This window comes from Acidovorax sp. GW460-11-11-14-LB4, assembly GCF_059423685.1.
Genome location: NZ_JBWKYJ010000110.1, coordinates 1 through 11526 on the forward strand (window position 1 = coordinate 1; position 11526 = coordinate 11526).

Annotated in this window: 15 protein-coding genes and 1 pseudogene; 3 read left to right on the plus strand and 13 right to left on the minus strand. The window is 65.3% G+C overall.

The window, feature by feature from the left end; all coding sequences use genetic code 11:
- Positions 1-553 precede the first annotated feature (553 nt).
- The 9 genes and pseudogenes from sorU to AC07X4_RS22975 form a co-directional block, all read right to left on the minus strand.
- A complete protein-coding gene (sorU, locus tag AC07X4_RS22935) occupies positions 554-901 on the minus strand; it encodes a SorU family sulfite dehydrogenase c-type cytochrome subunit (protein WP_008904214.1) in 348 nt (115 codons plus the stop codon).
- Entirely contained in the window at positions 898-2130 is a 1233-nt protein-coding gene (gene sorT, locus AC07X4_RS22940; RefSeq protein ID WP_008904213.1) for a SorT family sulfite dehydrogenase catalytic subunit, read from the minus strand. The genes sorU and sorT overlap by 4 nt, the downstream gene beginning before the upstream one ends.
- Positions 2131-2215: 85 nt before the next feature.
- Positions 2216-2818, minus strand: coding sequence for a hypothetical protein (locus AC07X4_RS22945; protein WP_008904212.1), 603 nt, complete (start codon positions 2816-2818; stop codon positions 2216-2218).
- Positions 2815-3348: an RNA polymerase sigma factor gene (locus tag AC07X4_RS22950; RefSeq protein ID WP_050813810.1), complete on the minus strand. Its 534-nt coding sequence runs from the start codon at positions 3346-3348 to the stop codon at positions 2815-2817. Before AC07X4_RS22950 ends, AC07X4_RS22945 begins: the two co-directional genes overlap by 4 nt.
- 70 nt (positions 3349-3418) lie before the next feature.
- Positions 3419-3778, minus strand: a complete 360-nt coding sequence (locus AC07X4_RS22955) for a DUF305 domain-containing protein (RefSeq protein WP_008904210.1) — start codon at positions 3776-3778, stop codon at positions 3419-3421.
- On the minus strand, positions 3775-5169 hold the full coding sequence (locus AC07X4_RS22960) for a YncE family protein (RefSeq protein ID WP_008904209.1): 1395 nt from the start codon (positions 5167-5169) through the stop codon (positions 3775-3777). The genes AC07X4_RS22955 and AC07X4_RS22960 overlap by 4 nt, the downstream gene beginning before the upstream one ends.
- Before the next feature lie 161 nt (positions 5170-5330).
- A complete protein-coding gene (locus AC07X4_RS22965) occupies positions 5331-6230 on the minus strand; it encodes an anti-sigma factor family protein (protein ID WP_015012966.1) in 900 nt (299 codons plus the stop codon).
- 19 nt (positions 6231-6249) lie between these two features.
- Complete coding sequence (locus AC07X4_RS22970) at positions 6250-6753, minus strand: RNA polymerase sigma factor (protein WP_008904230.1); 504 nt, start codon at positions 6751-6753, stop codon at positions 6250-6252.
- A 46-nt stretch (positions 6754-6799) separates the two neighbouring features.
- Positions 6800-6988 (minus strand): annotated as a pseudogene (locus AC07X4_RS22975) (COG4315 family predicted lipoprotein); the annotation flags it as partial.
- Here AC07X4_RS22975 and AC07X4_RS22980 point away from each other — a divergent pair.
- Positions 6927-7124 carry a hypothetical protein gene (locus AC07X4_RS22980; RefSeq protein ID WP_436220290.1) on the plus strand — a complete coding sequence of 66 codons (198 nt, stop codon included), beginning with the start codon at positions 6927-6929 and terminating at the stop codon, positions 7122-7124. The pseudogene AC07X4_RS22975 and the gene AC07X4_RS22980 sit on opposite strands and share 62 nt — an antisense overlap.
- Here the strand turns inward: AC07X4_RS22980 and AC07X4_RS22985 are convergent.
- The 4 genes from AC07X4_RS22985 to AC07X4_RS23000 form a co-directional block, all read right to left on the minus strand.
- The gene (locus AC07X4_RS22985; protein WP_008904230.1) at positions 7117-7620 is read right to left on the minus strand and encodes an RNA polymerase sigma factor; all 504 of its coding nucleotides are present in this window, start codon (positions 7618-7620) and stop codon (positions 7117-7119) included. The two genes, AC07X4_RS22980 and AC07X4_RS22985, sit on opposite strands and share 8 nt — an antisense overlap.
- 46 nt (positions 7621-7666) lie before the next feature.
- The gene (locus tag AC07X4_RS22990) at positions 7667-7984 is read right to left on the minus strand and encodes a COG4315 family predicted lipoprotein (RefSeq protein WP_231624607.1); all 318 of its coding nucleotides are present in this window, start codon (positions 7982-7984) and stop codon (positions 7667-7669) included.
- Positions 7985-8104: 120 nt separating this feature from the next.
- Entirely contained in the window at positions 8105-8536 is a 432-nt protein-coding gene (locus AC07X4_RS22995; protein ID WP_008904227.1) for a nuclear transport factor 2 family protein, read from the minus strand.
- Between the two features lie 161 nt (positions 8537-8697).
- Positions 8698-9804: a YeiH family protein gene (locus tag AC07X4_RS23000; RefSeq protein ID WP_008904226.1), complete on the minus strand. Its 1107-nt coding sequence runs from the start codon at positions 9802-9804 to the stop codon at positions 8698-8700.
- Between the two features lie 117 nt (positions 9805-9921).
- Between AC07X4_RS23000 and AC07X4_RS23005 the strand changes: the two genes are divergently transcribed.
- Both AC07X4_RS23005 and AC07X4_RS23010 read left to right on the plus strand, forming a co-directional pair.
- On the plus strand, positions 9922-10851 hold the full coding sequence (locus AC07X4_RS23005) for a LysR family transcriptional regulator (RefSeq protein WP_008904225.1): 930 nt from the start codon (positions 9922-9924) through the stop codon (positions 10849-10851).
- Complete coding sequence (locus AC07X4_RS23010; RefSeq protein WP_133156668.1) at positions 10848-11135, plus strand: hypothetical protein; 288 nt, start codon at positions 10848-10850, stop codon at positions 11133-11135. Before AC07X4_RS23005 ends, AC07X4_RS23010 begins: the two co-directional genes overlap by 4 nt.
- Positions 11136-11526 lie beyond the last annotated feature (391 nt).

Sequence of the window (11526 nt, forward strand, 5' to 3'; positions counted from 1 at the left end):
TCTACCAGGGCGATCACAGCCTCTGGCGCGTTCAGACTGGCCAACTGTCCATAACTGCGTGCTGTGCATAACGCTGCTTATGGAGAGCTCTCCATAAGCAGCGGTTGCTGCCGTTCGAGTTTTCAACGTGCATGCCCTTGGCGTGCCGGATTGCGATCACTCCTATTCATGCATCGTGGTAAGGCGCAGAGACAGGTTTCAGGCGCGTAGTTGACATTGCTAGAGAGTTGACAACAGCGTGCAGAGATCTGCAAGCTCGACGAGCAAGACTGCAGCAGCATCAAGCATGGTGCGATCAATCACCTGGGCGTGTCGCCAGCGTTGATGGCTTACCGCGAGCACAAGGCCATGCTGGGCAAGACTTAGGCCGGCGAGAAGTTCCCGGCGGTTGTGATGATGGGGGCTGGCTGGATGGTGGTCCCCGACATCAAACCAGGCAAGTGATGGTGAGTGGCTGACCCGCCCTGGGTCAGCCACTCAGTCGGGATCGCTGTTTGCAGGTGATCCCGTCCTTTTTGTCAGTTGGCGCAGCAGCGCTGTGGCCAACCAGCCATCACTTTGATCCACCCGAAGCCTTGGCCACGTAGGCCGCCAGGGCGGCAATTTGCGCATCACTGAGTTTGCCGTTGTAGGACGGCATCTGCCCAATCCCGTTGCGCAGCGCGGTGGCCACGCGCTTGGCATCGGGCTTGAGCTCGTCCAGGCTGGGGCCCACGGCGCCTTCGGCTCCCGCGTCCTTGAGCGCATGGCACAGGGCGCAGGCAGGCACCGCGCCTTGGCCGAACAACACCTTGCCTTGTTGAAGTTGCGCGGCATCGTCGGCGGCGTGCACGGGCAGCACTGTGAATGCCAACGACCACAGGGCAGCGACCAACGCGTGTTTTTGGATTGTGCGCTTCATGCCACGCTCACTTTCACGGCGTGGTCGGCCCAGCTGGTGTTGTTGTAGCCGCCCGCGTTTTCCATGCGTTGTTCGGGCTGCACGTTGCCTGCGGTGTCGGTGGCTCGGCTCGCCAGGGTGAACTGGCCCGCCGGCAGGCGTGCCGCAAAAACAAACTGCCGCCACGCAAAGCGGCCGAGGTCGGGCCCCACCATGCGCGCGAGCTGCCAGGTTTTTCCGCCGTCCAGAGAAACCTCGACCTTGGCCACCGCGTTCATGCCGCCAAACGCCACGCCATGGATCTGTGTGTCACCCGCTTTAAGCGGGGCGCCGTCCGTGCCGGGACCGTTGATCCACGACTTCACCGTCATTTCCTGCACCGATGGCTGCGACGGGTCGCCCTTCGCGCCGGGCGGTGAAATGCGGTAGCCGTGCGACATGATGCGTGCGTCGGTCTCCTGAGCGGTGAAGGCCAGGCGTTTGACGTACTTGATGTTGTTCACGCCCGTGTAACCCGGCACGATCAAGCGCAGTGGGCCGCCGTGGGCCAGCGAAATCGGCACACCGTTCATTTCCCAGGCCAGCAGGGCATCGGCGAGTGCGGCAGCAGGCACCGAGCGTTCCACGATCACGCTCTTGGGGTCCAGTCCATCGGGGAGTTTTTCGCCGCCTGTGCCGGTGAGGTAGGCCATGCCGGCCTCCACGCCGCCCAGGGCATCCACCACCCAGCGCACCGGCACACCGCTCCACACCACACAGCCTGCTGCGCCCACTTGCCAAGGCGTTCCACTGGGCTTGTTGGGGAAGTAGCCGCGTCCGTTGCCAGAGCATTGCAACACCATCGCCGTGGTCTCGATGCCCATGCGCTTGAGGTCGCCCAGCGTGAGTTTGCGCGGGTTCTTCACCCCCTCGATGTTGATCTCCCAGGCATCGCGGTTGCCCAGGATCGAGACGTCGGGCGCGGGCAGGTTGTTGCGGATGTAGAGCTGCTCGGACGGCGTGATTACGCTGGTGCCGAACACACTGCGCTTGGTCTCAATGGTGGTGCTGCTGTGCACGATCAGGCTGGCCGGGTCCTTCCAGCCCACGTACGCTGGCAGAGGCTTGGCAGCACCGGCCACGGCGACGGGCGCGGTCTCACCAGCAGCGGCTGCGGTGCGGCCAAAGCTGGCCAGACCAACGGCAGCCAAAGCAGCGCCGCTGCCGGCCAGCAGGTGGCGCCGGGGGAGCGAGGTGGGTTGTTGGTTCATTTCTGGGGTCTCCGGTGGTTGGGCGTCGTGCGCCGGTTGGGGTGAAAGGGGTGAGCGGTTGATTCGTTGACAGGGACGCGGTGCCTCAGCCTGGCCCGGACACGGGAGGTGCCTGCAGTGCCGTCTGCGCGACCGCCAGTGCCTTCTTTTTCTGGGCCACCAGCAACAAGGGCTTGCCCTCGCGCGAGCGGATCACCTTCCAGTGCACGTTGCTCCACCAGCCGCTGGCCTCGCGCAGGTCCACAGGCTGGTCAAAGGCATACACCGTCACCATGCCGCCCTTCTCGAAGAACGTGGTGAGGTGGTAAGCGAGGTGACCTTCGATATCGCATGGCCGCATGAGTTGGGGAAACCCGGGCACCACGTTGGCGTCCCGCATGCCCAGGTGCATGAGCAACTGGCGCTGCTCCATGAAACTGCCCCGCAAGCTGCGCTCGTGGTATTCGTGGTCGATCGCGTCGCGCACCATCGCTGGCGGTCGCACGGCTAGCACCCCGCCGCTGGTGCCACCGGCCAGCAAAAGCGCAGCCAGAAAACGCTGCAAGCCGCGTCGCGCCAGCAGCGGCTGCGGCTTTCGGTACAGGTGTGCCGGTGCGTCGCTGGCCTCGAAGGCGATCGCCAACTCGGCGCGCGCGCGCAAATCGAATTCGCTGTCGGGCAGGAAAGGCGCGTCGGTATCGGGGCTCATGTCTTGGTCCTGCGAAACGGGGTAACGTTGACATCGGCCTTGGGTGTCGCAGGTACCCCCATGGCCAGCTTCAAAGCGTCGCGCGCACGGGCTAGGCGCGACAACACCGTGCCGGGCGCGATCTCCAGCGCCTCGGCCATCTGGGCGGTGGGCATGTCGTCGAAATAAAACAGCACCAGCACCTCGCGGTGGATGGGCGCCAGGCGCGCGAGCGCCTTGACGACATCGAGTTTGTCGTCCAGCCCCGCGTCGGGCGCCGCTTGCTCGGGCTGCTCTTCATCGTCCAGCGACTGCATGCTGGGTGCGGCCTGGCGAAAGGCGGCGCGGCGCATGATCTGAAAGAGCCAAGCCCGTGCCAGCGCAGCGTCGCGCAGTTGCTCCCGGTGCTTCCAGGCGTTGGCAAAACAGTCTTGCACCACGTCTTCGGCAATGGCGCGCGAACCAGTGAGCGCCCACGCACTGCGCAGCAAAAAACGGTAGTGCTCACGCACCCATTGGTTATAGCGGGACTCGGCAGACTGGAACAGCATGGTGATCAAGAGCGCTGCGTGGCTTGGTTCATTCCGTGGCGCTCATCGGTACTTTCCCTAGGGCTGTCGATCAAGGCCCCCGCGTCCCACCCAGCGACGGAAATTCCGCTTCCGCACCTTTGGCTGTGCGCTGCTGCAGGGTGTGCAGTCGGCGTTGCATGCTCTGGATCTCCACCGTCTGCCCGGCAATGATTTCCTCGGCCAACTGCCGGGTGACAGGATCGCGCCCATGCTGCAACACCAGCCGCGCCATGTCCACAGCGCCGGCGTGGTGCGGAATCATCATCGCCAGAAAGTCCTGGTCGGCCTGGCCTGCGTAGCCCGGGCTGTGCATGGCCTGCATCATGCGGGCCATCGATTCGTCCATATCCCGCTGGAATGCGCTGGTGTGCGCGGCGCTGGCGCCGTGGCTGGTGTGCGCGCCGCTCATGCCGTCTGGCCCTTCTCGCCCACACGCACGTAGACGAGGTTGATGCTCTTTTTGTTGCGCAGCGCGCCAGAGGGCAGCGTCAGATTGCCCAGGGGGATCTGCGCAATGAAGGTCGGGCGCAGCGGGTCGCTCACATCAAATGCACTGCACACGGTCTGGCCCGCGTTGGGCGTGCCGGGCAGCTCGTCCTGTTCGTGGGCCACATACAGCAGCGTGTTCTCGGGGTTGGTCCACAACCCGTGCGACTCGCGGCCACGGCTGGAGAAGGTGCCCACCACCTTGCGCTGTCCGCCCGGAGCGCTGCGGTCGATGATGGCGATCGGGCTCGACGCCACGCCGCCGGGGCCACCATCGTCGATGCGCGCCAGGCTGGCATAGACCACGCTGCCGCGCGCATTGCGCACGAACTCAACGTGGTTGGGCCGCGCGCCCATGCCCAGCGGCACGGTGTCGATCAGGTCGAAGCCACCCTGCGTCGAGCGGCAAGACACCGCATCAGCCAGCTTGTGCGAGAACCACACCTCGGCACCGTCGGGTGTGGTCTTCATGAAGGGCGTGAAGCCGGGTTTGTCCTGTGCGCTGATGTCCAGCGTGGTCAGCCGCTGCGGTTGGCTGTGGCCATCCGCGCCGGGGTTGACGCGGAACACGTCGATCTTCGACACCTTCTGGCTGGCCACAAAGGCCAACGTACCCTCACGGTTGAACCACACCTGCGCCGGGCCGCTCAGCGTGGGCAGGTATTGGCGAACCGCGCTGGAGCCCGGGCTGTCGGCCCCCTTGAGCTGGCGAACGGCACGATCGACGCCGACGATGGCAATGCGGTCTTCACCGCGCAGCGTGACCCACAGCTCGCGGCCGTTGCGCGTGAAAGTGGGCTCGTGCGGTTCGCGGCCCAGCAGCAGGCCACTACTCAGGCGCTCGGGGTTGGTGGTGGGCCCAGACGCAGGGTTGGGTGTGTTGCCGATGACGCGGCGCTGCTCGGCGTCGATCAGATAAATGTTGCTGGAGCCGCGCCCGCTGGTGGCCAGCAACCGGCCATCGGGCGACGGCACCGCGCCGTGCGCATCGATACAGCCGTGGTACAGCGGCTTGTGGACCATCGCCGCGTGCGTTGGCGCCACGCCGGCCGTCACAAAGCGAAACGGGGGACGAGGGTCTTCGTCAAAGCTGGTCAGGTTGATCGTCGACTCGACGGTGTTGGTCTTCGGGTCGATGACCACCAGCGTGTTGGAGTCTTCATTGGTGATGAAGACGCGATCGCGCGGGTCGATGCCGGTGGCTGCGGCTCCCGCTGAAGCGCCGGACGGGGCCTGGGCATGTGCTGCGGGCAGCGCGCTGGCTGCCGCGGCGGCCAGGGTGTACTTGAGAATGTCGCGGCGTTGGGTGGTCATGTTTGCTTTCTGAGTTGTTGTGGAGAGTGATCGCTTGGGTCGTGGGCCGGCAGCCGCCGATGAACCACTGCCCAGCGCTTGCTTCAGGTCAAGAGCGCGGCTCGGGCCGTTTCATTCCCTGGGCATGCCGACAGCGCGTCGCGCCGACGCCGCCCTGGCCTTCAGCGCGGGGTGCCAAGTTGCCGATAGACCTCGGCCGACACCTGCGCCAGCACGCTGCGGTCGGCGTCGGACGACAGGGCGTAGCCGAAGGGACCGTCGACCCAGTAGAAGACATTGACCACACCTTCGCGTGCGAAGCGGAAGGCCGTGTCTGTGTTCTTCACGCCGGCCTGCAGTGCCTTGTCCGGCCCCGCGGCACTGCCCACGTCGGCGACATCGTTGGACACGTACAGCGTCAGCTTGCTGCCGAGCTCGTTGCGGTACATGAACTGCGCCACCGGCCCCTGGCCACCCGGCAACAGGCGCCCGCCTTCCAGCGTGTAGCCCTGGGCCTGCAGGTGCGGCGGCTTCATCGGCGCGCCCATGCGCTTGGACAGCCAGGCCACGAGCTGGTCTTCGTGCGCCGCGTCCACCTCGACCGGGCGGCGCGCGTCTGGGCTGTACACCGCATGGGCCACCGCCGCGCGCTGTGCGAAGCTGCCCGCTGACACCAGCGTCAGGCCGCGCTCGGCGGGTGCTGCGGCGGCCATGCGGCCGGCATCGTCGCCCCCCGCGGGCAGGCCGCCCCGCAAGCCCCAGCCTGTGGCGCCGCTGATGACGGCGATGGCGATCCCAGCGGCCAGGCGCTGGAGGTACCAAGGCGTCTGCGGCACGGCACGCGGGCGCGCCGATTTCAGCAGGCGCTGCGGCGGCTGTTCATACAGCACGGGATCGAACAAGACGTGCAGTTCGCGCTTCTGCGCCCGGTAGGCCTCCAGGCGCTGCGCGTCTTCAGGGCGTGCGGCCAGATAAGCGGCGATCTCGACCTGGCGCTCAGCGGGCAGGCGGCCATCAACGAACGCATGCAGGTCGGCCTCGGTGACCGGGGGAATGGACGGTGGCGGACGGTCGGTATTCATGGGTTGCTTCTCAATACATTCATTTGACGACTTTCAGCCGCACCGGTTCTGCGCGGCCTTCCATCAGGCCGCGCAGGCGCTCACGGCCTCGCGACAGGCGCGACATCACGGTGCCGATGGGGATACCCAGGGCCTGCGCCACATCGGCATAGGCCATGTCTTCCAGCGTCACCAGAAGAAGCACTTCCTTCTGCTCGACGGGCAGCAAGTCCAGTGCAGCCTGCAGATCCAGTACAGCCAGCCTGTCGGTTTGTGTCGGCGCCACCGGCACTTCGGGCGTGTCGTCGTCCATGGTCACGGTGTGCAGCCTGGGACGGCGCACGCCATCGACGTGCAGGTTGTGCATGATGCTGAAGAGCCAGGCGCGCATGTCGGCCACGCCGCCCCACAGGTTCGACTTGGCCCAGGCCCGCTCCAGCGTGTCCTGCACCAGATCGTCGGCGTCGTCACGGTTGTTCACCAGCGCGCGCGAATAGCGGCGCAGGCGCGGCACCCAGCTCAGCAGGCTTGCGTCGTCTTGCATCGGGGGGTCGTGGCCTGAGGGTCTGGACGGAAGTCGACAGCAAATGTCATTCCTTGATGATGTGCCAGACGTCTTTGAAGTTGTCGCCGGCGCGGTCGCCGGGCTTCTGGTCGGCCTGGTAGGTGTACACCGGCTTGCCCTTGTAGGCCCACTGGCGCGCACCGTCGTCGCGCATGACGATCGTGTATGCACCGGCGGGTTGGTCGCTGGCGGCGGCCATCGCGTGCGGCCAGATAAGCGGCGATCTCGACCTGGCGCTCAGCGGGCAGGCGGCCATCAACGAACGCATGCAGGTCGGCCTCGGTGACCGGGGGAATGGACGGTGGCGGACGGTCGGTATTCATGGGTTGCTTCTCAATACATTCATTTGACGACTTTCAGCCGCACCGGTTCTGCGCGGCCTTCCATCAGGCCGCGCAGGCGCTCACGGCCTCGCGACAGGCGCGACATCACGGTGCCGATGGGGATACCCAGGGCCTGCGCCACATCGGCATAGGCCATGTCTTCCAGCGTCACCAGAAGAAGCACTTCCTTCTGCTCGACGGGCAGCAAGTCCAGTGCAGCCTGCAGATCCAGTACAGCCAGCCTGTCGGTTTGTGTCGGCGCCACCGGCACTTCGGGCGTGTCGTCGTCCATGGTCACGGTGTGCAGCCTGGGACGGCGCACGCCATCGACGTGCAGGTTGTGCATGATGCTGAAGAGCCAGGCGCGCATGTCGGCCACGCCGCCCCACAGGTTCGACTTGGCCCAGGCCCGCTCCAGCGTGTCCTGCACCAGATCGTCGGCGTCGTCACGGTTGTTCACCAGCGCGCGCGAATAGCGGCGCAGGCGCGGCACCCAGCTCAGCAGGCTTGCGTCGTCTTGCATCGGGGGGTCGTGGCCTGAGGGTCTGGACGGAAGTCGACAGCAAATGTCATTCCTTGATGATGTGCCAGACGTCTTTGAAGTTGTCGCCGGCGCGGTCGCCGGGCTTCTGGTCGGCCTGGTAGGTGTACACCGGCTTGCCCTTGTAGGCCCACTGGCGCGCACCGTCGTCGCGCATGACGATCGTGTATGCACCGGCGGGTTGGTCGCTGGCGGCGGCCATCGCGGGCGGCCACAGCGCGGCGCAGCCGCCGTTGCAGGTGCTCTTGCCGCTGCCTGCCACGTCCTTGTCGAAGGTGTAGAGCGTCATGCCCTTGGCGTCGACCAGCGCGCCGTTGGCGAGCTTGGCCGGCGCGTCGGCAGCCATAGCGCCGGTGAGTGGTGCCGCGAAGGAAGCCGCTGTGATCAGCAGCGCGGCCAGAGTCGAAAGGTGCTTCATGGGGTTGTCCTTTGGGGTCTGGTGGAGAGTAGCCACGCTGCGTGCCGTTCAGTAAGCCGCAGCCACCGCCAGCTTGGGGTCGATCTGCCAGGTTTCACTGACGATCTTGCCTTCACGGAACGTCAGCACGTAGCGCACCTTGATGGGCATCTTGCCTTCGAAGACGACGTTGGCCGAGACGGTGGCGCCCTTGGGGTTGGCCGATTCTTCAATCTGGCCGACTGTGAGCTTCAGTGGGCCGACGGCCTTGCCGAACTTCTCCCAGGTGCCGCGAATGGCATCGGTGGTGGCATAGGTGCCGTCGAGTGGGCCGCCTACCCAGTTCAGCTGGGCCTGGTCGGCATAGGCACGCATGACGATCTGGGTGTCGCCCGAGGCGATGGCCTGGAAGTGCGTGCGGGCGTCGTCGCTGGGGGCGGCGAAGGCGCTGCCGGAGGCGAGCGTCAGGGCGGTGGCGGCGAAAGCGAAAGTCTTGAACATTGTGGGCTCCGATGAAGGGTTGGTGTGAAGTGAAGGGGGGTGAGTGCGGGACGAAGGGTCAGATAGGTCCCGACAAAAGAGCAGACGGCGTCGGCATGCGGTCTATTCCAGAGCGTGCAAAGAAATTTAGGGTCAGGGCCCTGGGCCGTGAATTCGAGGCTTCAGCCCAGCAGGGCCGGCACCCAGCGGTTGATGAGCGCGCCTCCGACGATGAGCCAGCCGAACAAGATCAACGCCAGCAGCAGCGGCTTGGCCCCGGCCTTGCGAATGGCGCCGATGTGCGTGGCCAGGCCGAGCGCAGCCATCGCCATCGCCAGCAGCGCGGTGTCAATCTCGGTCGTCACTGCCACCACCGACGCCGGCAGCCATTGCAGCGAATTGAGCAACACGACCGCGACGAAGCCGAAGGCGAACCAGGGCACAGCGAGTTGACCCTTGGCGTGAGCATGCTCTGCCTCCACTAGGGCTTGCAGGGTGCTGTCGCGCGCCAGCCAAGCCGACAGCATCACCAGGAACGGCGCCAGCATCATTACTCGAACCATCTTCGCGATGACGGCCGAGTTGGCTGCGTCCGGGCCCACCGAACGTGCTGCGGCCACCACCTGGGCCACCTCGTGGATGGTCGATCCGACGTAGATGCCGAACCCGTTGGCGCCGCCGGGGATCAGCGCCCAGTGCCGGTTCAGCTCGAACAGCGCCGGGTACAGGAAGATCGCCAGCGTGCCGAACACCACCACCGTGGCCACCGCCACCGTGACCTGCTCGGCGCGCGCCTTGACCACCGGCTCGGCGGCCATCACCGCAGCAGCGCCGCAGATGGCACTGCCAGCGCCGATCAGCATCGCCGTCTTGCGCTCCAGGCCCAGCCAGCGCGTGCCGATGAGGCAGGCCAGTGCGAAGGTCGAACCCAATATCATCGCGTCGATGGCGACACCAGCGATGCCGACATGGTCAATGTCCTGCACGGTGAGCCGCAGGCCGTACAGCACCACGCCCAGGCGAAGCAGGTTCTGCTTGGAGAAGTTGACGCCGGCGCCGCTGGCTACCGCCAAGCGCGGGGCCCACGGGTAAACCGTGTTGCCCACGATCATGCCCAGCACGATGGCCAGCGTCAGCGCACTGAAGCCATGGTCCTGCAGCCAGGCGATGCGGCCCAGCGCGATACCGGTGGCAGCCAAGGCGCCGCTCAGGGCCAGGCCGGGGAGCATGCGTGCGAAAGCCGATGCAGAGGCCAATGTGCGTGGCTCAGGAAGTACGTTGATGGTCATGCTGCTTGCCTCCGGTTGAAGTTCGTGAGGACAAAGCTTCCGGCTTCATGGATGACCCGTCAAACGGGTTGTATCGCTAAGATGTACCCATCTAATCGCTTTGCAAACGAATCCGCCATGAATACCCTTCGCCTCACGCTGCGACAGCTGCAGATCTTCGTGGCGGTTGCGCGCAGCGGCACTACCACGGCAGCCAGCGCCGAGATTGCGCTGTCGCAGTCGGCCACCAGCTCGGCCGTGAATGAACTTGAGCGGCTGCTGTCGCTGCGCCTGTTCGACCGCGCGGGCAAGCGCCTGCTGCTCAACGACAACGGCCGTGCGTTACTGCCGCGGGCCCTGGCGCTGCTGGACGGTGCCGCCGGCATCGAGCTGATGTCCCGCGATGGCAGCGCCCAGGCGCAGTCGCTGCGCATCGGCGCCAGCACCACCATCGGCAACTATGTGCTGCCCAGGCTGCTGGCCCGTTTTGTCGCAGCGCAACCGGGCCATGCCAGTGCCTGGCGCTCAAAGGTCGTGATCGGAAACACGGCGGCCATCTGTGACGCGGTCGCTGCGTTTGAACTGGACGTGGGCCTGATCGAAGGGCCTTGCCACCAAGCGGCGCTGGCCGTCACGCCATGGCACCAGGACGAGATGGTGGTCGTTACATCGCCTGACAGCGCGTGGGCACGAATGAGCCTGGCCGGCGAGCGGGTGCCAATGCGGACACTGCGTGAAGGGGTCTGGCTGTTGCGTGAGTCGGGCTCGGGAACGCGCGAGGCCACCGACCAAAGTCTGCTGCCCCACTTGCGCTCCTACCGTCGAAGCATCGAGCTGGGAAGTTCGGAGGCGATCAAACATGCGGCCGAGGCGGGTATGGGGGTGGCCTGCCTTTCGTCGTGGGTCGTGAGCGACGCTTTGGAGGCCGGCCGCCTGTGCCGCATCTCCACGACCTTGCCGCGGCAGCTCCGACAATCTCACCTGGTCGTGCATCGCGACAAACAGCCCACCGCTTCGCTGCTGGCATTTGTCGACCAGGTATTTGGCGCCGAGAACACGGCGCCATGAAATGTGACTCCATCGAGGTCAGGCCTGAGCAGCTCGCCAGTCGGCGCTCAAAGTTTATCCACGCACCTTCAACGAGATTCACGGCAGGCTCACCTGCACAAATGCCGGATGCGGATGGCGACGTCAAGACTGCCGCATATCCACATACCGCGCGCGATGTCTTGGGCATTGCGATCCAACGGCCACCCCTTGTTTCCTTCTTTATTTGCGGCGAGAGCAATGATCAGAATGTTGCAACAGCATCAGGTCAAAGTGAACTATTGCCCGTCTATCACGCACTTTGAGGAGCACAGGGAACCCGGGTGGCGGGTATTGCGCTACGGACACTGAAGGACCAAAAGAAGTGATTCGCCCTCCCTGCTGGCGCTTGAAGAAGGCCTGCCCATGGTCCAGAACACCGTTTCGTCCGTGACGCAAAGGGCCATTCCAGAACTTTGCACTTCGCTACAGTGCCGAACGACCGGTACAGGTAATCGATCGGTCGCTTGAGATCCTGACCGGTAAGCGACCGCTTGCGTTGGCGCCCATGGACTCTGCCGTCGAACCTAAGTGGCAGCAATCAGTCTGAACTTGTCATCCGCATGCGAAGGGCGGGGGTGCAGCGTTATGCACAGCACGCAGTTATGGACAGTTGGCCAGTCTGAACGCGCCAGAGGCTGTGATCGCCCTGGTAGA